19 protein-coding genes, 3 pseudogenes and 1 other annotated feature are annotated in these 22,660 nt (G+C 59.5%); of the genes and pseudogenes, 18 read left to right on the top strand and 4 right to left on the bottom strand.

Annotated features, from left to right (window positions below; genetic code table 11):
* Positions 1-27: 27 nt before the first annotated feature.
* The 3 pseudogenes from ASD31_RS22870 to ASD31_RS26850 form a co-directional block, all read left to right on the top strand.
* A pseudogene (locus ASD31_RS22870) lies at positions 28-851 on the top strand (IS3 family transposase); the annotation flags it as partial.
* Positions 312-428, top strand: a sequence feature (AL1L pseudoknot). Its footprint overlaps the pseudogene before it by 117 nt.
* A 1-nt stretch (position 852) precedes the next feature.
* Positions 853-966: pseudogene (locus ASD31_RS27130) on the top strand (DDE-type integrase/transposase/recombinase); the annotation flags it as partial.
* A 110-nt stretch (positions 967-1,076) separates the two neighbouring features.
* Positions 1,077-1,275: pseudogene (locus ASD31_RS26850) on the top strand (IS3 family transposase); the annotation flags it as partial.
* A 144-nt stretch (positions 1,276-1,419) separates the two neighbouring features.
* Here ASD31_RS26850 and ASD31_RS22865 read toward each other — a convergent pair.
* Complete coding sequence (locus ASD31_RS22865) at positions 1,420-2,472, bottom strand: FkbM family methyltransferase (RefSeq protein WP_056339451.1); 1,053 nt, start codon at positions 2,470-2,472, stop codon at positions 1,420-1,422.
* An 830-nt stretch (positions 2,473-3,302) separates the two neighbouring features.
* Entirely contained in the window at positions 3,303-4,349 is a 1,047-nt protein-coding gene (locus ASD31_RS22855) for a calcium-binding protein (RefSeq protein WP_056339447.1), read from the bottom strand.
* A gap of 76 nt (positions 4,350-4,425) precedes the next feature.
* On the opposite strand from ASD31_RS22855, the gene ASD31_RS22850 reads away from it, so the two are divergent.
* Positions 4,426-4,713 carry a hypothetical protein gene (locus tag ASD31_RS22850; RefSeq protein WP_056339445.1) on the top strand — a complete coding sequence of 96 codons (288 nt, stop codon included), beginning with the start codon at positions 4,426-4,428 and terminating at the stop codon, positions 4,711-4,713.
* A gap of 149 nt (positions 4,714-4,862) precedes the next feature.
* Here the strand turns inward: ASD31_RS22850 and ASD31_RS22845 are convergent, their stop codons facing one another.
* Positions 4,863-5,954: a YeeE/YedE family protein gene (locus ASD31_RS22845; protein ID WP_056339443.1), complete on the bottom strand. Its 1,092-nt coding sequence runs from the start codon at positions 5,952-5,954 to the stop codon at positions 4,863-4,865.
* Between the two features lie 404 nt (positions 5,955-6,358).
* On the opposite strand from ASD31_RS22845, the gene ASD31_RS22840 reads away from it, so the two are divergent.
* The 7 genes from ASD31_RS22840 (at position 6,359) to ASD31_RS22810 (ending at position 14,698) form a co-directional block, all read left to right on the top strand.
* Complete coding sequence (locus tag ASD31_RS22840) at positions 6,359-9,019, top strand: ATP-binding protein (RefSeq protein ID WP_056339496.1); 2,661 nt, start codon at positions 6,359-6,361, stop codon at positions 9,017-9,019.
* A 96-nt stretch (positions 9,020-9,115) separates the two neighbouring features.
* A complete protein-coding gene (locus tag ASD31_RS22835) occupies positions 9,116-9,655 on the top strand; it encodes a hypothetical protein (protein WP_056339440.1) in 540 nt (179 codons plus the stop codon).
* A gap of 127 nt (positions 9,656-9,782) precedes the next feature.
* A complete protein-coding gene (locus tag ASD31_RS22830; RefSeq protein ID WP_056339438.1) occupies positions 9,783-10,721 on the top strand; it encodes an MBL fold metallo-hydrolase in 939 nt (312 codons plus the stop codon).
* A gap of 308 nt (positions 10,722-11,029) precedes the next feature.
* Entirely contained in the window at positions 11,030-11,860 is an 831-nt protein-coding gene (locus tag ASD31_RS22825) for an alpha/beta fold hydrolase (RefSeq protein WP_244483944.1), read from the top strand.
* A 122-nt stretch (positions 11,861-11,982) separates the two neighbouring features.
* On the top strand, positions 11,983-12,444 hold the full coding sequence (locus ASD31_RS22820) for a DUF4126 family protein (protein WP_056339434.1): 462 nt from the start codon (positions 11,983-11,985) through the stop codon (positions 12,442-12,444).
* The gene (locus ASD31_RS22815; protein WP_056339433.1) at positions 12,441-13,805 is read left to right on the top strand and encodes an FAD-containing oxidoreductase; all 1,365 of its coding nucleotides are present in this window, start codon (positions 12,441-12,443) and stop codon (positions 13,803-13,805) included. Before ASD31_RS22820 ends, ASD31_RS22815 begins: the two co-directional genes overlap by 4 nt.
* A 95-nt stretch (positions 13,806-13,900) precedes the next feature.
* Positions 13,901-14,698: an SDR family NAD(P)-dependent oxidoreductase gene (locus tag ASD31_RS22810; protein WP_056339431.1), complete on the top strand. Its 798-nt coding sequence runs from the start codon at positions 13,901-13,903 to the stop codon at positions 14,696-14,698.
* Positions 14,699-14,772: 74 nt separating this feature from the next.
* On the opposite strand, the gene ASD31_RS22805 is transcribed toward ASD31_RS22810, so the two are convergent.
* A complete protein-coding gene (locus tag ASD31_RS22805) occupies positions 14,773-15,357 on the bottom strand; it encodes a helix-turn-helix domain-containing protein (RefSeq protein ID WP_056339429.1) in 585 nt (194 codons plus the stop codon).
* Between the two features lie 475 nt (positions 15,358-15,832).
* Between ASD31_RS22805 and ASD31_RS22800 the strand changes: the two genes are divergently transcribed.
* From ASD31_RS22800 to ASD31_RS22770, 7 genes are all read left to right on the top strand, one after another.
* Positions 15,833-16,867: an ABC transporter substrate-binding protein gene (locus ASD31_RS22800; RefSeq protein ID WP_056339427.1), complete on the top strand. Its 1,035-nt coding sequence runs from the start codon at positions 15,833-15,835 to the stop codon at positions 16,865-16,867.
* Positions 16,868-16,949: 82 nt separating this feature from the next.
* Complete coding sequence (locus ASD31_RS22795; RefSeq protein ID WP_056339426.1) at positions 16,950-18,128, top strand: ABC transporter permease; 1,179 nt, start codon at positions 16,950-16,952, stop codon at positions 18,126-18,128.
* Complete coding sequence (locus tag ASD31_RS22790) at positions 18,128-18,910, top strand: ABC transporter permease (protein ID WP_056339423.1); 783 nt, start codon at positions 18,128-18,130, stop codon at positions 18,908-18,910. The genes ASD31_RS22795 and ASD31_RS22790 overlap by 1 nt, the downstream gene beginning before the upstream one ends.
* 24 nt (positions 18,911-18,934) lie before the next feature.
* Positions 18,935-19,999 carry an ABC transporter ATP-binding protein gene (locus ASD31_RS22785; protein WP_056339421.1) on the top strand — a complete coding sequence of 355 codons (1,065 nt, stop codon included), beginning with the start codon at positions 18,935-18,937 and terminating at the stop codon, positions 19,997-19,999.
* 18 nt (positions 20,000-20,017) lie between these two features.
* Positions 20,018-20,371, top strand: coding sequence for a cupin domain-containing protein (locus tag ASD31_RS22780; protein ID WP_056339419.1), 354 nt, complete (start codon positions 20,018-20,020; stop codon positions 20,369-20,371).
* 54 nt (positions 20,372-20,425) lie between these two features.
* Complete coding sequence (locus ASD31_RS22775; RefSeq protein WP_056339417.1) at positions 20,426-21,730, top strand: NAD(P)/FAD-dependent oxidoreductase; 1,305 nt, start codon at positions 20,426-20,428, stop codon at positions 21,728-21,730.
* A 20-nt stretch (positions 21,731-21,750) separates the two neighbouring features.
* Positions 21,751-22,659, top strand: a complete 909-nt coding sequence (locus tag ASD31_RS22770) for a DMT family transporter (protein WP_056339415.1) — start codon at positions 21,751-21,753, stop codon at positions 22,657-22,659.
* Position 22,660: the final 1 nt, after the last annotated feature.

Raw genomic sequence — 22,660 nt, 5'->3', positions numbered from 1 at the left:
GACCCCAACTCGCGAGAAGTAGGGTCTATGACAAGCAAGACGACAAACAAGTTTTCTCCTGAAGTCCGCGCCCGCGCCGTTCGAATGGTTGTCGAGCATGAAGCAGAGCATCCTTCGCGGTGGGCGGCCGTGTCTTCCATAGCCGCCAAGATCGGTTGCTCGGCTGATACGCTCAATGAATGGGTGAAGAAGGCGGAGGTGGACAGCGGCAARCGTGCGGGTTTGCCGAGTGACGTTGCKGAGAAGATGAAAGCCCTGGAGCGGGAGAACCGCGAGCTTCGTCAGGCCAACGAGATTTTGCGGAAAGCCTCTGCATATTTTGCGATGGCGGAGCTCGACCGCCCACTGAAGCGATGATTTCCTTTATCGATGCACACCGCTCGGTGCTCGGGGTCGAGCCAATCTGCAGACTGCTGCCGATTGCCCCGTCCACCTATTATGAGGTCATCGCCAAGCGCACGGATGTGGACCGACTGTCGGCCCGCGCTCGACGCGACATTGCCATGAAGGTCGAGATACGCCGGGTGTTCAACGAGAACTTCCAGGTCTATGGCGTGCGCAAGGTCTGGCGACAGTTGCAACGGGAGGGTTACGACATCGCCCGCTGCACAGTCGCTCGGCTTATGAGGGCAATGGGGYTGCAGGGCATAATTCGCGGCAAACCGATCCGCACGACGGTCAGTGACAAGACTGCGCCATGTCCGCTCGRCCGGGTGAACCGRCAGTTCTTCGCGCCCGCGCCGAACATGCTTTGGCTTTCTGATTTCACTTATGTGGCGACTTGGCAGGGTTTCGTCTACGTGGCTTTTGTGATCGATGCCTTCGCTCGCCGCATCGTCGGTTGGCGGGCANTGGCTTTCTGATTTCACTTATGTGGCGACTTGGCAGGGTTTCGTCTACGTGGCTTTTGTGATCGATGCCTTCGCTCGCCGCATCGTCGGTTGGCGGGCAAGCCGGACTGCCCATGCGCCGAAAAGATCAACGGTCTTTACAAGGCCGAGGTCATCCACCGGCGAGGACCGTGGCGAAACTTCGAAGCCGTAGAGTTCGCCACGCTGGAATCGGTCGACTGGTTNGATCAACGGTCTTTACAAGGCCGAGGTCATCCACCGGCGAGGACCGTGGCGAAACTTCGAAGCCGTAGAGTTCGCCACGCTGGAATCGGTCGACTGGTTCAACAACCGCCGCCTTCTGGAGCCCATAGGCAACATTCCTCCGGCCGAAGCCGAAGAACGATATTACGCAGCGCTGGACGCACCAGCCTTGGCCGCATAACTTAAACCAAACGGTCTCCGGTAAACTCGGGGCGGTTCAGCCGGACACTGCGAGTGTGATGTAAACCACATTCGCAGTGTCGGCATAGGGTCTCAGGTCGGAGGCCATCCGTTGCAGTGATCGCGCCCTGCTTTTCGAAAATTATCATGAACCGGCTGAGCGGAGAGAAATGATGTCCTTTATTGCTGCCTCAATAGCCAAAACCGCCTTCCTACGATGCTCCGCCGCTTCGCTGTCAACGGTATCGTTCTCGTCGTCGGCTTGATCCCGATCGGTGTTCGGGATCGCTTTCCGGTCACTACCTTCGTCCTCGTTGTCTTCTTCGTCAGTGAAATCAGGCTGTTTCATCGATAGAGTAATCGCATCATACAGTTTTTCAGCAGCCAGGGAGATTTTGAAGGCTGCATTCGTCACCGGTGCGTTCTGGGCAGACTTGTCCTCCGGCATATCTTGGAGGTTATAGTTGATATTCGAGTTGAGAAAAACAACATCAATGATCGAGGCACCAGGGATGTCCGGCCCCGGTCGAGTGGCCGTGATCACGTCGAATACGTCAAAGCCTTTGGACTGCATGAAGGTGACAAGCTCGGCAAACAGATAGCTGTTTTCATGGCGCCGACGAACGCTCGTCTCTGCGATAACGAACTTCACCTTCCGCAAGAACTCGGGAGCGCCTTTCAGCACCTCCATCTCGTAGCCCTCGGTGTCGATCTTCAAAAGGATGTCGCCTTCGAGTTCGCGTCCCGCCAGAAGGGTGTCGATCTTGCGCATAGGCACGGCCATTTTGGTCCGTGTATCTGTCCCGCCGATGATGTGGGTCAATACCGATGACCGAGCCGGAGCCTCTTCGAGAAAGTTGATTTCGATTTCGCCGTCATAGGAACCGACGGCCACGTTGTGAAGTTCGCCGGGGCGGTCCTTAATGATTGCCTCGCAGTCTGCGCGGTAGTTGGGAAGGGCTTCGATCAACACGAGATAAGCATTCGGGTAGGCTTTATAAAGCGATGGCGTCCCACGCAGCACGCCGACATCGACGACTGTTTTGATGTTTCCAAGATTGGCAAGATAAGCGGGAGACCAGCCAGGGAGAATGTGCTTTCGATCCTTCAAGACCTGGCCAATGCGGAAAACCGCGTCTTTCCCGTTGTCGCCGCCTTTCCAGTTTTTGATCGCCGCTGCGAGTGGTGCACGCTTCATTCCGGTCCCCTGATAAAATGGTTTCTCACGCGGCGCATAGATTGCACCCTTTTATTTGTGCATCAAGCAGTGCCTCAATTTCCAGATGGAAAACTGTGATTAAGCCATTTCCGGTATCTCGCCGCTCCGGAACAGTACTTCTGGAGGTCCATACTCCCCCAAGGTCGAATCCGCGGTCCGGCTCCACACCACCACGCCAGCGTGCTTGGACGCCAACAGCTTTGCCAATCGGACGGCCCGTTCTTCCGTTTCGATCTGCTGTGGCTCAACCGCGGGCCTGAGGCAGCCTTCGTCATCGATATCAAATGTCGCAAGGACGACGAGCTTGAATGGTTTCTCTACGCCCACTTCGTGCCGCCTTCATATGGAGCCAAGAGTGATTTCAGGTAATTTCGGAAGATCGCACCGTTTCGTCAAACTGTCCACCGATGGATCGCTACGACCGCGTGGCGTTGATGCTGCTCGGCGGGAATGGATTGTTCGCCCCGTCCGGTCAATCAAGGAGGCGGTGGAGCAATGATCAGCAAGGTCTCTGCCATCGTCGGTGGCATGGGGCGATGCTGGCAGGAAGTTTGCCTATGTCGAGCCGATATCTTCGGGCAGTGGATGACGCATTTCTACAGGCCGCCATGAAGTTTGTCGCCAACGAACCGTTTGCTGAACCGCCCGAGTGCGAGGCGTTGCGCGTAATATCGTGCTGCACGATATTGTTGACTGGCCGGCGGAGGATTGGTCTTCACAAGACAAGGCCCCGCTTGCTTCGTGGGCGAGCGGGGCCAGCTTAGGTTCAGCAAACGGTAGCAATGCCGCCGCACGATTGGTCCCAAGAGCTAAAGAATGAAGTCACCTGTCACAAACACATTGTTCGTGGTGATCTGAATTGCAAAATCGGCGAGACCGTCTCCGTTGACATCACCTTTGATGAAATGCCCGGAACCAGACGTATAGTCCTGTAACTCGCCAGCTTTCCCTGTGAAGGCTGAATTGGCGATAAATTTGAAAGCTTGATTTCCCGACGCGGTGGTATTGGCGTCAATGTTTGCCAGGTCGATTTTGTCGCCGTCGGCGTGAGAGAAATCGTATATCGTATCTCTACCAACCCCGCTTGTTGTCGACTCGGCTATGGCCCGAAACGCAAATGTATCCGCGCCGGCTTCGCCGTAGAGCTTGTCAGCGCCTTTGCCGCCATAGAGGCGGTCATTGTTGGCTCCGCCGTGGAAGAGATTGTTTTCCGTTCCGCCATAGATCTTGTCGTTGCCGCTGCCACCCGTGACGTCGCTGTCGACAAAGCCTTGGCGACCGTCGTAATAATCGTTGCCGCTCCCCATGGAAAGGGCACCGTATATCTTCCCGGAATTGAAGATTTCATCCACGCCATTCCCGCCGACATACGAATACGAGCCGCCTTTTATGATGCCGGTGTTCTCGGTGTGAAGCTTTTGCGTGCCGTAGGCCTCGACTCCATAAAATCTGGCGTCAACTACGCCGCTGTTGTTGAATGTCGATTCAACGGTGAGGTCGGCGGGCGAGCCACTGAAATAGACCCCGGTCGTCTTGGACTTGATCGATCCGTCATTGTTGATTTCTGAATGATAACCGACAGCAATGGCGCCATAGCTGAGTGCAAAAATGCGTCCGGTTTCGGAAACGGTGATGATCTGATCATGCTCGATGTCACTGGAATTTCCCAGGTAAACTGCATAGGAACCGGCGACAGACCCATCGATCTCGACCTCATGTCCCGACCCTGTCCCGCGGATGGTATAGGTAGACGTGGTTGCGATGGAAACATTGGTGCCGATATAGACATCATCGGTCGTGCCGAGATCCACCGCCGTTACATTCGTAGAAAAGCTTGCTGGAAACTGCCATGCCATGACGTGATCCTCCCAGTGGTTATTTTCTCGATCAGTACGGAATTTAAGAAAGACGTACTTTAGACGATATTTAAAAATGGTCGAGGATTTTTTGGAGCCCGATTATCGAGCGGCAGCGAACTTCACCGTAGAGTCGGGCTTTTCTTCCCTGACCAGCCAAGTATCCAGCGCGTTGGTCGTCCAGCGACCGATCTTCGGTGTTTTCGCGAAGTTTTTACGGCCGGTCTGCAGTGCATCGGCGGTCTCGGCAGATGGCCACAACTGTGTTGCTTTTCTGGATGGCCAGAGCGCAGTGATGTGTCATGCCTTGCGGCGGATTGCGAAAGTTTCGATTTCTTTGAGTGCTGCCCTAGAGACCAACTGAGCAATTCCGCCTGTTGGATGCCGAAGGCTGGGGCGACATCGATTTGGCGTATGCGTTATGCATGCAAATTTGCAAAGCCCTCTACTCCCGATCGATATATTTAGATCATGGTGTATAAGGCCGACCCGATGGCCGAAGCAAGATGCTGGCTATTCGGCGGCGTGCGGATAGGCTTCGATGCGGGGTGCGCTCAGCACCCCGTCGATGACCCGGTCGGCGACGGCTGCGCCGATGATCATGGCGGCAAGGCCGGTGAGGGAAGAGACTGCGAGCACGGAACCGCCGGTCAGGCCGGCACCGATGGTGCAGCCGACTGCCAGAATGCCGCCAAAGCCCATCAGCACGCCGCCGACGGCGTAGCGGGCGATGGACGGCGAGCCGGCTTCCGAAAAGGTCTTGATGCGGAACTGGCGTGAAACGAGGGCTGCCGCGAACGCGCCGAGGATCGTGCCGATCAGCAGGCCCTGGTCGAGGCCGAAGCCAGCGGATGCACCCGTAGCCAAAGCGCCGGTCGTGGCGAGTGGACGGATAAAGGAAAGGCTTTCGGCCTGGATCGGCTCGAAGACCTGGGTCGAAAGCGTATAGGTGAAGTACCAGCCGCCAACGATGGTGAGGCCGACGACGGCCGCGCCGACAACCTTCCATGCCGGAAGACGCGCCGTGACGGCAAGCGCCAGCGCACCGAGCGCCAGAACGATGCCGATCCAAAGGCCGGCGGAGGAGGGCAGGTTGGCATGGGCAAGCAGATCGTTGCCACCGATGGCGGCGGTGTTCCACAGGCCGCCAATGCCATCGCGCAGCGGCACGAGCAGGCCGTCATAGGTGGCGAGACCGACCAGTGCGGTGATCAGGATCGTGAAAGCCGCGCGCAGATTGCCGGAGGCGCCGAGCACCAGCAGCCGCGAAACGCAGCCGCGAGCCAGCACCATGCCGACGCCAAAGACAAGGCCGCCGACAAGGGCGCCGGACAGGCTCTGCGCGGTCGAGAAGAAGCGTGTTTCCGTAACATCGAGCGCACCTTTCGACAGGAGACCCTGTACGCCCAGAATGGCGACGGCGAAACCGATGAACCAGATGGCAAGCGCCGAGACGCCCCGATGCCGGGTCAGGTCCAGTACGGCTGAACGCGTGCAAAATGCCGTCTTCTGGGCAAAAAAGCCGAAGAGCAGGCCGAGAACCGCACCGCCGGCGAGAGCCGTGTTGTTTTCTCCGATAATGTCGATGATCGGGACGAGATCCATGCTGCGGCTCCTGAAAAACGCTGCTGCGATTGTAGTGGCGCCTGTCGTTCAAAGCCGGATATCGAAATGCGTATAGGAGCGCGGAAGCGGACTATTTTCGCGTCGAATCTGCGTGGCGCGGAAAATGAGTCCCGTGGTGTCTTCGTGCGAGAGGGCGGAAGCCCCTGCTCGGACGACCGAAAGTACAAAAGGGCTCCCAGTAACATAAGACTTTCGTCCAATTTCCATTGTTCCCGTTGCAACTCCGTATGCGGGCTTGCAATGATGCCGGCGACTGATCGATGCACATCACAGATCGAGAAATCCGTTCCTGTCCTTGAGAGAGACTAACGGTGAGCGACATATGTTTTGGACCGTTCACGGTTGTGCCTGCCCGGCGCGCACTCCTGCGCGACGGGCAGGTGATGCCGCTTGGCAGCCGTGCGGCCGACATTCTCATTTTCCTCGCGTCGCATCCCGGTGAGCTGAAGACCAATGCCGAAATCGTCAAGCATGTCTGGCCCGATACGTTCGTCGAGGAGGCAAATCTCCGCGTCCATATTTCTGCATTGAGAAAGGCCCTGGACGACAGCCAGCGGGTATCGAAGGTCATCGCGAACGTTCCCGGACGGGGCTACACCTTTGTCGCAGAATTGTCCTTCGACACGGACGAACACAGTGCCCGGATGGCGGCTTCACTCCAGCGCCCGGCACATCTTCCATCCGCACCCCGCATTTTCGGCCGGGAGCAGTCCATCGCTCTGATTGCCACCCAGTTGCACCGGTCTCGCCTGTTGACCATTGTCGGGCCGGGTGGCATCGGAAAGTCCACGGTGGCGCGTGCGGCGATGGCGAGCGGCGCCATGCCCGATGCAGTCTGGATCGATCTCTCGGAGGTCTCCCATGCAGGCCTGATCCCGACTGCGATCGCGTCGGCGCTGGGTATTCCGACCAGGAGCGACGATATCATCTGCGATATTGTCGACCATCTCGCCGGCAACGATGTCACTCTGGTGCTCGACAGTTGCGAACAGTTGGTTGATGGCGTCGCGCCCACGGTCGAGGCCATCATGGCCATGTCTGCGTCCGCGCGCATCCTCGCCACCAGCAGAGAACCGCTTCGAGCGGAGGGCGAGCGCGTTCATCGGCTGCCGCCGCTGGAGCTGCCGTCAAAGATCGGCGGCGCAAGCGAGGCCTTGGCATCTCCTGCGGTCCAGCTGTTCGTCGAGCGGGCCGACGCCTGCCTCGGGAGCTACGAGCTCACCGATGAGGACGCGCCTTATGTCGTCGATATCTGCTCGCGGCTGGACGGGATAGCGCTCGCCATCGAACTGGCCGCGGGACGGTTGGAGGCGATCAGCGTGCGGGGCCTGGCGGCCTCGCTGTCGGACTGCTTCAGATTGCTGACGCGCGGGCGACGCACCGCCTTGCCCAGGCATCAGACCCTCCGGGCGACGTTGGACTGGAGCTATGCCATACTTTCGCCGTCGGAGCGGTTGGCGCTGCAGGAGCTCTCTGTTTTCCGGGGTTGGTTCGGCGGAGATGCCGCGGTCGAGGTGATGTCGGGCGAATTGCCCGACGACGATCTCGCTTCGCTTGTGTCGAAGTCGCTTGTGAGCGCGGACACGCAATCCGCCGGTACGTGCTATCGGCTTCTCGACACGACACGCATCTACGCCGCCCAGAAACTGACGGAGAGCAACGGCGTGGACCGCGCGATGTCACGGCTCGCGGAGTACCTGGAAGGCAGGCTGACCCGCGCCGAGCAGGAGCTTTATTCCGTTGCCGTGGACGATTGGTCGGAAGATTATGCCTCGCTGGTGGCGAACCTGCGAGCAGCACTCGACTGGTCGTTCGGCGAACAGGGCGATCAATTGCTCGGAGTGAGGCTCACCGTGGCGGGGCTCCCCCTCCTGTTCCGGCAGTCTCTCCTGGACGAATGCCTCGTGGCGGTCACCCGGGCGATCAACGTCTTGGAATCGCGTCCGGGACTGGATGAGCATAGCCGCATGAAACTGTATGCCGCACTTGGCTGGCCGCAGATGCGGGCCACCGAGGCGCCTGAAAACGGAATCCAGGCCTGGTCCACCGCGCTCAAGATCGCCGGGGAACTCGGCGACCTCGACCATCAGTTGCGTGCCGTCTGGGCCTTGTGGGTCGATGCCGTCAATCGTGCCGAACCGTTGCTGGGCATGGATTTCGCCGAGAAATTCACCGAACTTGCGCGAGCCTCGACCGATCCGGCCGACGCGATCATAGGCAGGCGTATGCGCGGTGCAACGCTGCACTGGCTTGGCCGCCATGCGGAATCTCGTGACGAACTGCGGCAAATGCTGAGCGCATATTCAGGCCTGCGGGGAAGCCGGCATTCCATACGGTTCCAGTTCGACCAGCGCGTGACCGCCCGCATCATCCTGGCACGGGCGATGTGGACCATGGGCGAGGGGGAAGAGGCGCTTGGCGAGGTGCGCGAGACCGTCGAATATGCTCTCGACATCGGCCATACCCTGTCCCTCTCCAATGTCCTGGCCGAAGCCGCGTGCCCGATCGCACTCCTCTCGGGTCGAGACGATCTCGCGACCGTTTACATTTCGCAATTGAGGGAGCACACCAAGGCGCTCTCGCTCGATGTCTGGCACTGCTACGCCGACTGTTTCGAGGCCGAACTGATGATGCGAGAGGGCAGGGCGGAGGAATGCCTCCGGACTTTGACAGCGGGAATGGAAACGCTGTCATCAGCCGGCTTCACCCTGTTCAAAAGCTACTTCCAGTCGATCGCCGCCAGCGCCATGGCCAGACTTTCGCGCCATTCGGAAGCCCTGCGGCTGATCGACGAGGCCATCGGGCATTCCGGCAGGTCCGGCGAACGCTGGTGCCTGCCCGAACCCCATCGAGTGAAGGCGCAGATACTCCTGTCGCAGGATGCCGATCACGCAGTTGCGCTGGCAATGGAGCATCTAGCGCAGGGCGCCGAGGCTGGATGCCAGGATGGTGCTCATGCCTGGAAAAGACGTATCGATCGCGATCTGGCGACCCTGTCTTTGTGTAACGCCGGCATCGGCTCCTCCGCCAAAGGCAATGTTTGAGCGCCCTGAGGGGCCGCGAATTTACACGGATTTACAACTCTAAACTCGTTCTACTGTCTCGCACGCCTGATGATAAGCGCAGAGCAGGAGAACGATATGAACGAGGCCGCCATCCGCTTTCTGATATTGATCGTCGAAGGTGAGGAAGAGGTTGGCAATGCCGAGGTGGACCTGGCGAGGATCGCCCCGCCATATTACGCATTCAAGGATTTCGGTTCGGAGGTCGTCATGGCCACACCGCTCGGCGGCTCGCCATTGATCATGGACGGAATGCGGTCTGCCGAGGTATCGGATCACGCGGTACGAAGGTTCAAGAGCGATCGGGCTGCCCGCGACGAACTGGCCGACACCCTTGCCCTTGATCAGATCGTCGTCGAGGATTTCGCGGCGGCCTTCAGCATTGGTCTCTCCGGACCGATCTGGACGGATGACGACCGAGGCGCTGCCGGATTGGTCAGGGCATTCCTGAGCGCCGGCAAACCTGTGGCCCTGATCCCCGGAAAACATCTGCTCGTCGCGCCGGAGGGCGCGGGGAACGGGCTGCTGATCCTCGGCGACAAAGGCGACTCGCCGCACTGCGCCGCGCGCGCCTTGATCAACGTCGTTGCAGACATGCGCCGCGGCGGCGGTGTCTGACCGCTCTTGCATCTGGGCTTTTCACCAATTTACGACGCTTAACTCGCCCGCAGCCGCGCCCGCGCCTACGCTTCGGCATCTCGACCCCATGATCCGATCGATCGGCGAACGCAAAAGGAGACAGGGCATGTTCGACTTCGACACCAATGTTCACGCCACCAGGAGGCAATTGCTCGCCGGCTCTGCCGCCGTCGCCGCCGCGATGGCTCTGCCCCGTGATGTCTTCGCCGCTTCGTTCCACAGATTCGAGCATGGAGCTTTCGATGTCACCGTGGTTAGCGACGGCTTCATTATTCTTCCGCCCGAAGTCCTGCTTCCGGACGCCGGGCCTGAAGAGCGGGCGGACTTTCTGAAGCGCCTCGGAGCCGGGGAGAAGGGTGCTGCCGTGCAGGCGAACATCCCGTTGATCCGTCACGGCGAGGACCTCATTCTCATCGACAACGGATCGGGAACCAACTTCCAGCCTACGGCCGGCAAGCTGGTGGGCAATCTTGGAACATTGGGTATTTCCCCGGAACAGATCACCAAGGTGGTGTTCACCCATGTCCACCCGGATCATTCGGGGGCGACGACCACTATCGACGGCAAGCTGCTCTATCCCAACGCCCGGTATTATGTCGGCCAGGCCGAGTGGGATTTCTGGACCGACAAGGAATTCGAGGCTCGCAGGCCGGCGGGTTTGCACGGCTTCGCCAAGGGCGCCCAGCGCGACCTGTTTGCAGTGGACGACCGGATCATACGGGTCCGGGAGGGCGACGAGATCGTTCCCGGAATGTCTGTCGTCGAGACGCCCGGTCATACGCCGGGTCACATCTCCCTCGAACTCGAGGGCAGGGACAATCTGCTCATAACGGGGGATGCCTGCACCAGCGACACGATCTTCTTCGCCAGACCGGACTGGCATTTCGGCTTCGATACGGATACCGAGGCCGCGCTCGCCAGCCGCCAAAAGCTGTTGGACCGCGCGGCGTCCGAAAAGCTCAAATTGCTCGGTTACCACTGGACCTATCCCGGCGTCGGCTATGCCGAGCGTCGTGGCGATGCCTATAAATTTGTATCTGCCTGAAATATCCATATTGTCCCAAGGGGCGGTTCCTGTCCCTTGCTTGCCCTCGCAACGGCGAGATTTCTGATTTTCATCAATTTACGACGCTTAACTCGTTTTACGGCCGTCTGTCGGGCATGTTTGACCTCGTCAATAGAGGCATTGCTTCCACGGAGACAGAGATGAACAGCATCGTCCTCGCAATAGAACCGAGCACCACCCGGCGTGATATCCTCCTGGCTGGAGGGGCGGCGCTGGTCGCTGCGTTACTTCCGAAATGGGCCTCGGCCGCCATTCAGTCCACCGCAATCGAACAGGGGAATATGCAGATGGGATTTATCACCACCAAGGACGGCACGGAGATCTTCTACAAGGATTGGGGTCCGAAAGACGCGCAGGCCGTCGTCTTCCATCACGGGTGGCCGCTGTCAGCCGACGACTGGGACAACCAGATGATGTTCTTCCTGGAGAAGGGCTTCCGCGTCATCGCTCATGACCGCCGTGGCCATGGGCGCTCGACGCAGACCGATAGCGGAAACGAGATGGACACCTATGCGGCCGACGTCATCGAACTGGCCGAAAAGCTCGACCTCAGGAACGCGATCCATGTCGGCCATTCCACGGGAGGTGGCGAAGTCGCCCGCTATGTCGCCCGTGCCAAGCCCGGCCGTGTCTCCAAAGCGGTGCTGATCGGTGCCGTCCCGCCGATCATGGTCAAGAGCGAGAAAAATCCCGGCGGCCTGCCGATCGAGGTGTTCGACGGCTTCCGCGCTGCACTGGTCGCCAACCGCGCCCAGTTCTTCCGCGACGTTCCGGCCGGCCCCTTCTATGGCTACAACCGCCCCGATGCCCAGGCTTTCGAAGGCGTCATCCAGAACTGGTGGCGGCAGGGCATGATGGGCGGCGCGAAAGCCCATTACGACTGCATCAAGGCCTTTTCGGAAACCGACTTTACCGAAGACCTCAAGCAGATCGAGGTGCCCGTGCTCGTGATGCATGGCGACGACGACCAGATCGTACCCTATGCCGACTCGGCGCCGCTCGCCGCCAAACTTCTCAGGAACGGCACGCTGAAGACCTACAAGGGCCTGCCGCACGGCCTGTGCACGACCCATCCGGATGTGGCGAACCCCGACCTTCTCGCTTTCTTCCAGAGTTGACGCTCGCTCGTTGTCCGGAAACGTGCCGCGGATGTTAGACTGCATTTCCGCCCGCTGACCGCGTATCCGCGGCACATTTCCTCGTTTGTCGGCGACGGTGTTTCAAACAAGGGGAATTTCAGATGCTCATACTTCTCGCAATACTCATCGGTGTCGTTGCCGGCCTGCGTGCCATGACCGCGCCCGCCGCCATCGCCTGGGGTGCCTATCTCGGATGGTTCGACATTTCCCAGAGCCCCCTTGCGTTCATGGGCTCGATATGGGCCGTCGCAATCTTCTCGATACTCGCAGTCGTGGAACTCGTGACCGACCAGCTTCCCGGCACCCCGTCGCGCAAGGTGCCGATGCAGTTTGGTGCCCGTATCGTCATGGGCGCACTGTGCGGCGCTGCGATCACCGCTGCAGGCGGCGGGCTTGCAGGCGGCCTTGTCGCGGGCATCGTCGGTGCCGTGGTCGGCACTTATGCCGGCGCAGCGGGCCGTGCCTCTCTGGCAAATCGCTTCGGCCGCGATCTTCCGGCCGCCCTCATCGAGGATGTCGTCGCCATCGCTCTTGCAGCGATCACCGCGGCGGCCGTGTCATGAGGACGTATGATGCAATTTTCATAGGTGCCGGCCAGGCTGGACCGTTCCTTGCTGCGCGCATGGCGTCTATGGGCCGTAAGGTGGCCCTCATCGAACAGAAATATCTCGGCGGCACCTGCGTCAACGCCGGATGCATGCCGACGAAGGCGCTGGTCGCCAGCGCCAAGACCGCCGAGGTCGCGCGGCGCTCGTCGGAATACGGGATCAAGCTCGCAGGCGAGATCATGGTCGACATGACCGCCGTCGCCGCCCGGGCCCGAAAGGTGACGGAGGATGCGCGAAACAACCTCACATCCTGGTTCGAAGGCCTCGCGTCCATGGATGTCATCTTCGGTCAGGCCAGGTTCGTGGCCCCGAAGACGGTGTCCGTGGACGGCGAGCACTATACGGCCCCGCAAATCTTCATCAATGTCGGCGCGCGGCCTCACATTCCAGATGTGCCTGGGCTGAGCGACATACCCTATCTGACGAGCACGTCGATCATCGCGCTCGAGGAATTGCCGGAACATCTTGTCGTGCTCGGCGGCAGCTATATAGGACTTGAATTCGCCCAGATGTATCGGCGGTTCGGCGCAAGGGTAACGGTCATCGAACGTGGCGCGCAACTGGCATCCCGCGAAGACGAAGACATATCCGAAGCAATCGCCGACATTCTCATAAGCGACGGCATTGACGTTCTGCGCAACCACGAACTGGTTTCCGTGGGGCGGGCCGGCGGCGGCATTGTGGTCAGGACGGACCAGGGCGAGGTAAAAGGCAGCCATGTTCTCGTTGCCCTCGGCAGGCAGCCGAACACCGACGACCTCGGCCTTGAATTCGCGGGTATCGAAGCCGACCGACACGGCTACATCACCGTCGATGATCGTCTGTCCACCAATGTCGAGGGAATCTGGGCGCTTGGCGACTGTAACGGCCGGGGCGCGTTCACGCACACCTCCTACAACGACTTCGAAATCGTGGCGGCCAACCTGCTCGATGGCGGCGATCGCAAGCTGTCCGACCGCATCCTCGGCTATGGCCTTTACATCGATCCGCCGCTCGGCCGCGTTGGGATGACGGAGCGCCAGGCCAGGGAAGCGGGCCACAAGATCAAGGTCTCGACCCGCCCGATGAGCCGGGTGGGCCGAGCCGTGGAAAAGAGCGAGACGAAGGGTTTCATGAAGCTGGTCGCCGACTACGAGACCGACCGCATCCTCGGTGCGGCCATTCTCGGTACTGGAGGGGACGAGGCGATCCACAGCATACTGGACGCCATCAATCTGCAGGCCACGACGGAAACGCTGCGATGGGCAGTGCCCATCCATCCGACGGTCTCGGAACTCGTGCCGACACTCATAGGCGATCTGAAACCGGTCGGCTGACGCCCGGGCGGCTACGCACCGATCCAATGTGTGGGCCAGGACCGCACTCGCCGGGGATTTCCCTCACCATCGTCTTCGAACAGGAGTAGACCCTTATGACCAGGCCCATCGCATTGATAACAGGCGCCTCCTCGGGAATAGGGGCCGTCTACGCAGACCGTCTGGCGGCGCGCGGCTATGATCTCATCCTTGTCGCCCGCGATCTCGAGCGGCTACGCGCGAGCGCCAACAGACTGAGCGAGAAACACGGTGTCGCAGCCATGCCGCTGCCCGCCGACCTTGGCAAGCCGGAGGATTTGGAACGGGTCGCCTGGCGGCTCCGTGAAGACAGCGGCATCGAATTCCTCGTCAACAGTGCCGGGGTGGCTGCCTCAGGCAGCGTGCTCGCGTCATCCGAGGCGGATCTGGACCGAATGGTCTTTCTCGGCGTGGATGTCCTGCATGCTCTGACGGCCGCCGCCGCAAAGGCGTTCAGTGCCCGTGGCCGTGGAGCGATCGTCAATCTGGCGTCGGTCGTCGCGCTCATGCCAGAGAAATTCAATGGGAGCTACGCCGCCGCCAAATCCTTCGTCCTGACGCTTACGCAGTCGCTGGCCTTAGAACTCGATCCCAAGGGCGTGCGCATCCAGGCCGTGCTGCCCGGATTTACGCGGACAGAGATATTCGAGCGGGCGGGCGTCGACAGTTCCGGCATTCCGGCGAGCATGATGATGGACGCGGACCGGATGGTGGATGCCGCGCTGGCAGGATTCGACATTGGCGAGATCGTCACGATCCCCTCGCTCGACGATGACGGCCTGTGGTCGTCTTTCGACGAGGCGAGACAAGCCCTCGCTCCGCACCTGTCCCGGGATAAACCCGCCGCCCGATATGTTCCGAAGGCAGCGGAGTAGGCACCCCCGCATCACGCGCTCCTCCGACCCGAGCCCTGCTGCGGAGGGCCGACGCGCTTCCGCCTGTGAAGACGTCAAACGGTGGCTGGGGCAACCACCCAGATCACCTCGCAGGGCTGCTGCCCTTCGTTCCAAAATCGGACGAGGGCCTGCGCGGGGAATGCAAAGCTGTCACCCTCGCGAATGTTCAACCTGCGACCGTTCAACTCCAGTTCCAGCGTGCCTCGCAGGACGAGTCCACATTTGCCGCCTTCGGCATTGGAATAGGGCTCGCCTGAATCGGCGCCGGGCTCGAGGACAAAGCGGAGCATCTGTATCTTGGGCTGGGTATCCGGCGTCAGGATTTCCTTCAGGATCGCCCCGTTTTCATAGGAGATGTCCCGACGAAACGGGCGGCGCACGACAAATTCTATGTCATCGTCCGACTGTTCCGCCGGACCCTCGAAGAGCCAGATAACCGGCATTTCCAGGGCGTCGCAGATGGAGCGCATCGATTTTATCGATGGCGTTATCAGCCCGCGCTCGACCTGGCTCAGCATGCCGACGGAAAGTCCTGATTTTTCAGCGACATGCTTCAATGCCATGCCGCGCAGTTTGCGGCGAAGTCTCAGTCGCTCGCCGATCCGACGTTTATCGTCGCCATGAATTGCCTTCGTCATAAGGTCCAAACCAAAATATCCGTTTCAAAAATTCGTCAAGCAAGCGCAGTTATCGTGGCGACAGAACCAAATGGAAATTGGTCAGCACCAAAACGACATAGCTCAGACGGCAAGCTTTGCCAAAGTCGTAGAATCCGCGCTGGCTTGCCTACACTCAAAATGACTGGCCGGCATGTCAACGACAGGAATGTCGAGGCACCGCACCATTCCGCTTCCATCTTCACAGGCCAACTTCGTCATCACCTATCGCACCTACCCCGGGTTTAGAGGACGACCAATCATATCTGTGGCGCGGAAAAAAGAAATACTAAAATAACTTTACAAATTTTTTAGTCTGGCTATCATTTATTTGCTGTCGTGTGAGGCGACAGCGACGCGCTCGGCGTCTTCCGGTGGAGGAGAAGTTGTCGGGCTCAAGCTCGGCGTCCGCCTGCCGATGAGGCGAAGCGGATCATCGATAGAGGGAGGAGAAACTATGAATTATCTGAAGGTTGCCAGGATAAGCGTTGTCGTCTCACTTTGTGCAAGCCCGGCGATGGCGCGTGATTTCACGATCGCGGCCTGGGGCGGAAACTACCAGGATGCGCAGCGCGAGGCCTATTTCAATCCTTTTGCCAAAGCGCAGGGTCTTAAATTCGTCGAAACCACCTATCTGGGCGGCCTGGCCGAATTGAAGGCGATGGGCGATACCGGGAATGTCACCTGGGATCTGGTCATGTCTGGCGGCACCGACGCCCAGCTCGCCTGCGACGAGGGGCTCCTTGAGGAAATCGACTGGGATGCTCTGGGCGGCGGCAAGGAGCTGCTTCCGGCGGCGGTCCAGCCTTGCGCGGCGGGCAATGTCGTTATCGGCAACGGGTTTGCCTATAATACCGAGGCATTCGCTGCAGAAGCGCCGAAGGACTGGTCGGACTTTTTCAATCTCGAGAAGTTTCCCGGCAAGCGCGGGCTCATCAACAATCCCTATATGAATCTCGAATCGGCCCTGATGGCCGATGGTGTTCCCCTCGATCAGATCTATGAGGTGCTTTCGACGCCCGAGGGCGTGGACCGTGCCTTTGCAAAGCTCGACACGATCAAGTCCGAGTTGCAATTCTGGGAAGCGGGATCCCAGCCGGTCGAATGGCTCGTTGCCAACAACGTCGCCATGAGCAGCGCCTACAATGGCCGTATCATTACGGCGAAGAAGGAAGGCAAGCCGCTCGAATTTGTGTGGAAGAATCACATTTATAACATCGATGTCTGGGCCATTCCCAAGGGGGCGCCCTACAAGGAGCAGGCGCTGGAGTTTTTGAAAATCGCCAACACTGCGGAAGCGCAGGCGAAATTCTCCGCCGCAATGCCCTATGGTCCGACCAATGTGAATGCCGGCAAGCTGATGTCGCCGGAAACGGTCAAAGACCTGCCGGTGGGCGAGAATATCGCGGAAGCGCTGCCCTATTCCGACAGTTTCTGGATTGAAAACTACGATTCGCTGAAAGAGCGCTGGAGCAACTGGGTCGTCCAATAGCCTCTGATCCCAGTGCCGTCTGGTTCCCCCGGCCAGGCCAGCTTGCTGGCGGCCGGGAATTCCCCAAAAGCTAGGACGCATAATGTCGAACGCTCTGCGTAATCCGCACGGCAGCCGGCTGGCAGCCCTGATTCTGCTGTCTATACCGGTTGCTCTCTATATCCTTGTCTTCCTTACGCCGCTGGCCTCGGTGGTGTCCCTCAGTCTCGATAATTCGGCGCTGGGCACGGGGTTTGCGACTTTGCGGGCAGCGACCGAGGATGGCGATGCCGACCGGCGTGCCCAGGCGCTCCTTACCGATCTTGGAGCCATGGAGCAGAAGCAGTTGGGCGAAACCGCGCGTATGCTCAATCAGGAAAAGACCGGGTTCCGCTCGTTGATCCTGAAAACGGGGAAAGAGGCCGACACCATCGCTCCGACGATGGATGGGCTCGTCAGTTTCGACAAGAGATGGGCTGATCAGGAATATTGGGGAATTATCGATCGGAACATCGGCCAGATCACCTGGCGCCATTATCAGAAGGCGACGGGTCTGAAAGTGGATGCGAATGGTGATCTCACCATCAGCAAGGGTGACGACATCTATCTTCGGGTCATGGGCCGCACCCTGCTGATAACGCTGCAGGTCACGATCCTTACACTTCTGATCGGCTACCCGCTCGCCTACGGCGTGACCAATGGCACGCGCCGCGTCAGTGGGACCATCCTCGCCATTGTTCTCCTGAGCTTCTGGACCTCGGTTCTGGTGCGCACCACAGCGTGGGTCGTGCTGCTGCAGACCAACGGCTTGATCAACACGCTGCTTGTCGGGTTGAAGCTGACATCGGAGCCGGTGCAGCTCATCTTCAACCGGTTCGGAACCCTTGTCGCCATGACGCATGTTCTGCTGCCCTTCGCCATCCTGCCGATGATGAATGTCATGCGGACCATTCCAAAATCGCAATCCGATGCGTCGCGCAGCCTTGGCGCGGGGCCGATCGAGACCTTTCTGCGGGTTTATTTCCCCCAAAGCCTGCGCGGCGTCCTGGTCGGCGGAGGCACGGTCTTTATCCTGGCGCTCGGCTTCTACGTGACTCCGGCGCTGACCGGCGGCCCGAATGACCAGATGCTGGCCTATTTCATTGCCGACTTCGTGAACAAGACCCTGAACTGGGGAATGGCTTCGGCCCTTTCGGTGATGCTGTTGTCCACCGTCGTCCTTCTGGTTGCGGCTGCCCGCATCGGCCAATGGATGATGTCCAATAGAAAGGGGATTGCGTGATGTCGCGCGTCATATACTGGGGCAGCGTCTGCTTCTGCACCGGCTTCATGATCCTTCCGCTCGTGCTGGTCTGGCCGCTGGCCTTCAACACAAGTTCGTTCCTCACCTATCCGATGGAGGGTTTTACCCTCGATTGGTTCAGGAAGGTGCTGACCGAGCCGACCTGGACGAATGCGCTGCTCAACAGCACCAAGGTCGCCATCGGGTCGATGATCTTCGCTGTGCTGATCGGTGGCCTTGCTGCGATCGGCGTGATGCTGACCCGGCGCGGCACCCAGATGGTGCTGAGCGTGCTGTTCGTTTCGCCGATCGTGGTGCCCACCGTCGTTCTCGGCGTCGCTTTCGCCTATGCCTTCGGTCGGGTGGGGATCGGTGGCGGCTATATCGCGCTGATGCTGGCGCACTCCATCCTTGGTGCGCCGCTTGTATTCCTGTCGGTCATCACATCGCTGCGCGGACTGGACCCCAACCTGGATCTGGCAGGCGCCTCCATGGGGGCGTCGCGCATCTACCGGTTCGCCACCATCACGCTGCCTTTGGCGGCGCCGGGCTTTGCGGCCGGTGCGCTCTTTGCCTTCATTACATCGTTCGATGAGGTCGTTATGGCGCTTTTCCTGGCCGACCCGGGCTCGACAACGCTGCCGATCGCCCTCTTTGCCGGCCTGCGCGACCGGCTTGAACCCAGTATTGTCGTGGTGGCTCTGCTGCTGTCACTCATGAGCCTTGTTGTCCTTGTTTTGATCAACAGGCTGCAAAAGCGCGGCACCAAAACCGTGCTGTGACCAGCATTTCCAGGAGTGACCTTCATGTCTTCGCTAGAAATCAAGAATATCTGCAAACACTACGGCGCTTTCCAGGCGCTGCATGATGTCTCCCTGTCCATTCGCAAGGGGGAATTTGTAACGCTGCTCGGACCGTCGGGCTCCGGCAAGACGACCTTGCTCAAGATCCTGGCCGGGTTCGAGCCGGTCTCTTCCGGGGCCATCATGATGGAAGGGCGCGACATCATCTCGCTGCCGCCGGAAAAGCGCAATTTCGGCCTTGTGTTTCAAGGCTATGCCCTGTTTCCGCATATGTCGGTCTACGACAACATCGCCTATCCGTTGCGCGTGCGGCGGCGGCCAAAGGCGGAAATAGACGAGCGCGTCAAGGCGCTGCTGGAGCTGGTGCAGCTGGGAAAATATGCCGGCCGCAAGCCGCAGGAGCTTTCAGGCGGGCAGCAGCAACGCGTGGCTCTCGCCAGGGCGCTGGTCTTCAAGCCCGATCTTCTGCTGCTCGACGAGCCGATGTCGGCGTTGGACAAGAAGCTTCGCCACGACCTGCAGGAGGAGCTGCGCGATATTCACAGCACGCTTGGCACGACCTTCATCAACGTGACCCATGACCAGGAAGAGGCGATGCATATGTCTGATCGCATCGCTGTCGTGAACCTGGGCCGGATTGAGGCTTACGATACCGCGCATGCCCTCTATCGCAAGCCGAAGACCCGGTTCGTGGCCGAATTCGTCGGCAAGTCGAATATCTTTCAAGGCAGGATTTCCAGCGAACCCGGAAATGCCTGCGTCTTCACGTCGGCCAATTTCAAGATGCCGGTTATCGATCCGGTAGCCGCCATGGAAGCCGGCAATGTCTCGCTGATGGTGCGCCCCGAAGATGCCGACATCTTCACCGCCCCGGTGACGGACGGTCGCGTATTCCTGTCCGCCAAAGTTGCCAGTTCCACTTATTCCGGAGACCGCGCGCTCTACACACTCACGCTCGCTGACGGAACCCATTTCATTGCCTACGGCAATGCCCGCTCCGGGGTTCATGCGAACGGTGCGGATGTGTTCGCCGGCTTTGCACCCGAAAATACAATTCTCCTTGGTTGAAATTCGAAAGGACATCTCTTGTCGAAACTGAAACATCTCCGCCCCTCCGATGCCGGCGAACCGATCGTCGACAGGCCTGGGCCGGAAAAACTGCTTGAAGGCAATCCGGAATTCAGAAGCTGGCCGTGCCGGGATGGCGGCAAGGTCCATACCGGAATCTGGGCTGCGACACCGGGCCTGCACAAGGTCGAACGTGATGAGACCGGCCTCGAGCAGTTCTACATTCTGGAAGGCGAGGTCGAACTGACCGAGGAAGGCAGCCAGCCGAAGCGCTTCGGCGCCGGCGATCTTGTCGTGATCGAGCCGAATTTCCGCGGCACCTGGCGGACGATCTCCACGGTGAAGAAAGTCTATTTCTTCGTCGAATTTTAAACCCGCTGGCAGCGCCAGTAATCCCTGAACAGCGCCGATATCATAGGAACAACCATGAAAACCACGCCTTTCTGGTGGGACGAAGCCGAGCCGGCCCACGGTGAACGCCATTTCGATACGAACACCTGTTCGGTCCTCATCGTCGGGTCCGGCTACTCGGGGCTCAGTGCCGCCATCACCCTGGCCGAGGCCGGGGTTAAGGATGTTTTTGTCGTCGACGCCCACAGGATCGGCGAGGGCGCAAGCTCGCGCAATGGCGGCCAGATTGGCAACAACCCGAAATTCAGCCTGGCCGAGGCGACCCGACGGTTCGGCGCGCAACGGGCAGGCGAGATCATGGATGACTATGACCAGTCCATGTATTTCCTGCTGAAACGGGCGAAGACGCTCAAGGACCCTTTCGATCTGTCGATGTGCGGCAGCATCGTCGGCGCCCATTCCCGCAAGGATCTGAAAAACCTGATCGCCTATCGCAACGGGGTCGATGAAGAAAAGCGGAAGGGGCTGGAGATCCTGAGCGAAGGCGAGGAGCATCGGGCGTTGAAGACCGATATCTATCGCGGCGTCATGATCAATCATCATACGGGCTCGATCCATCCCGCCAAATATGTTCGCGCGCTGGCAAATCGTGCCCGCGAACTGGGTGTCCGCATTTTCACCGGATTCCGCTATATGGGCGTGTCGAACAATGCCGGGCGGCACGATGTCCGTCTGGAGGCTGTCGCGAACCGGAAATCGATCACCATTTCATCCGAAAAGGTCCTGATCGGCGCGAACGGCTATGCCGGTTCGGAACTGCCCTGGCTGCGCAAGCGCACAATCCCCGTGCAGAGCTATATGATCGCAACCGAGCAGTTGCCTCTGGCCCAGATGGAAGAGCTTATCCCCGGCAACCGCGTCGTTGGGGATACGAAACACATTCTCTACTATTTCCGCCGCTCGCCCGATGGAACGCGGATCCTGTTTGGCGGCCGGGCCAAATTCCGTACCTCGACGGCCGAGGAATCGGCCGTGGGCCTGAGGGAGTTCATGCTTCACACCTTCCCGTCGCTGGAAAAGGCCAGGATCACCCATTCCTGGTTCGGCAATGTGTGCTTTGCCTATGATTTCTGCTCGCATGTCGGGAAGATGCCGGACGGCACCTATTATACGTCGTGCTGCAATGGCGGCGGCATCTCCATGATGACCTATCTCGGCCACCGGAGCGCGGAAATGCTGCTTGGGCTTCCCGGCCATGATCGGGGTGTCGTCAACACCCATTTCCCGCGGCTTTATTTCTACAACGGGCATCCCTGGTTCTTGCCCATGGTCGGAACCTATTACCGCTTTCTCGACAAGGCGGCGCGGTGGCGCGACTAACCGTCTGAAAAGGCACCTCCGTGATCAATCAAGCAAACCCGACGGCCGGTTCGCGGTCGGTCCTCGGCATCATTTTGATGTGCATCGCGATGTTCGTGGTGCCCCTCGCGGATGTGGGGGCCAAAATCCTGGTGCAAAAGGGAGTTTCTCCGCTGCAGACCGTATTTCTGCGGATGCTGTTTGGAACGATCCTTCTGCTCCCGCTGGTCAGGATCTACAATCCCCGCGCACTGGGGAAGGTCGCTCAGCCGCTGCCGGTTTTGGTGCTGGGTCTGTCGATCGTCGGCGCGACGACGTTCTTCTTCCTGTCCCTCGAATTTCTTGCCATAGCCGACGCCTTGGCGATTACGTTCATCCAGCCGTTTCTGGTGACGATTCTCTCCAAGTATTTTCTGAAGGAGCATGTCAGCACCTGGCGCTGGCTGACGGTGGCGATCGGCTTTGCGGCAACCCTGATCATCATCCGCCCCAGTTCCGACGCGTTCGAGCCGGCAAGCATTCTCCCCCTGCTGTCCGGCGCCTTCATGGCTCTCTATGCGATCACGGTGCGAACCACTACCCGATCAAACTCGGCGCTCACCACGACGTTTTATACCCATGCGGCGGCAACGGTTGTTGCAGCCCCTCTTATGTTCTTCGCCTGGGACGCGATGGACCGGGGGAGTTGGTTGCTCATTGGCGAACTGACACTGCTGGGGCTCGCGGTGCAATTCCTCATCATAAAAGCCTATGAATTCGGCGAAGCTTCTTTGATCGCGCCGCTTTCCTATACTGAAATCGTCAGTTCAACGCTGGCGGGCCTGTGGTTTTTCAATGAATTCCCTGACAGGGCAACCTTTGTTGGCGTCGCTATACTGATAGGTTGCGCAATTTTTACTTCATATCAAACGGCAACGCAAACGATCGCGGTGAAAGCGAAGGAGAGGTAAG

Origin of the sequence: Rhizobium sp. Root482 (assembly GCF_001426565.1) — a bacterium.
Lineage (GTDB): Bacteria > Pseudomonadota > Alphaproteobacteria > Rhizobiales > Rhizobiaceae > Pararhizobium.
This window is presented reverse-complemented; position numbering and strand designations above follow the sequence as displayed.

Bases quoted from the DNA above. Each gene is read 5' to 3' on its own strand.
- ASD31_RS22865 (WP_056339451.1), bottom strand. From the start codon at position 2,472: ATGAAGCGTGCACCACTCGCAGCGGCGATCAAAAACTGGAAAGGCGGC.
- ASD31_RS22855 (WP_056339447.1), bottom strand. From the start codon at position 4,349: ATGGCATGGCAGTTTCCAGCAAGCTTTTCTACGAATGTAACGGCGGTG.
- ASD31_RS22850 (WP_056339445.1), top strand. From the start codon at position 4,426: ATGGTCGAGGATTTTTTGGAGCCCGATTATCGAGCGGCAGCGAACTTC.
- ASD31_RS22845 (WP_056339443.1), bottom strand. From the start codon at position 5,954: ATGGATCTCGTCCCGATCATCGACATTATCGGAGAAAACAACACGGCT.
- ASD31_RS22840 (WP_056339496.1), top strand. From the start codon at position 6,359: ATGCCGCTTGGCAGCCGTGCGGCCGACATTCTCATTTTCCTCGCGTCG.
- ASD31_RS22835 (WP_056339440.1), top strand. From the start codon at position 9,116: ATGAACGAGGCCGCCATCCGCTTTCTGATATTGATCGTCGAAGGTGAG.
- ASD31_RS22830 (WP_056339438.1), top strand. From the start codon at position 9,783: ATGTTCGACTTCGACACCAATGTTCACGCCACCAGGAGGCAATTGCTC.
- ASD31_RS22825 (WP_244483944.1), top strand. From the start codon at position 11,030: ATGGGATTTATCACCACCAAGGACGGCACGGAGATCTTCTACAAGGAT.
- ASD31_RS22820 (WP_056339434.1), top strand. From the start codon at position 11,983: ATGCTCATACTTCTCGCAATACTCATCGGTGTCGTTGCCGGCCTGCGT.
- ASD31_RS22815 (WP_056339433.1), top strand. From the start codon at position 12,441: ATGAGGACGTATGATGCAATTTTCATAGGTGCCGGCCAGGCTGGACCG.
- ASD31_RS22810 (WP_056339431.1), top strand. From the start codon at position 13,901: ATGACCAGGCCCATCGCATTGATAACAGGCGCCTCCTCGGGAATAGGG.
- ASD31_RS22805 (WP_056339429.1), bottom strand. From the start codon at position 15,357: ATGACGAAGGCAATTCATGGCGACGATAAACGTCGGATCGGCGAGCGA.
- ASD31_RS22800 (WP_056339427.1), top strand. From the start codon at position 15,833: ATGAATTATCTGAAGGTTGCCAGGATAAGCGTTGTCGTCTCACTTTGT.
- ASD31_RS22795 (WP_056339426.1), top strand. From the start codon at position 16,950: ATGTCGAACGCTCTGCGTAATCCGCACGGCAGCCGGCTGGCAGCCCTG.
- ASD31_RS22790 (WP_056339423.1), top strand. From the start codon at position 18,128: ATGTCGCGCGTCATATACTGGGGCAGCGTCTGCTTCTGCACCGGCTTC.
- ASD31_RS22785 (WP_056339421.1), top strand. From the start codon at position 18,935: ATGTCTTCGCTAGAAATCAAGAATATCTGCAAACACTACGGCGCTTTC.
- ASD31_RS22775 (WP_056339417.1), top strand. From the start codon at position 20,426: ATGAAAACCACGCCTTTCTGGTGGGACGAAGCCGAGCCGGCCCACGGT.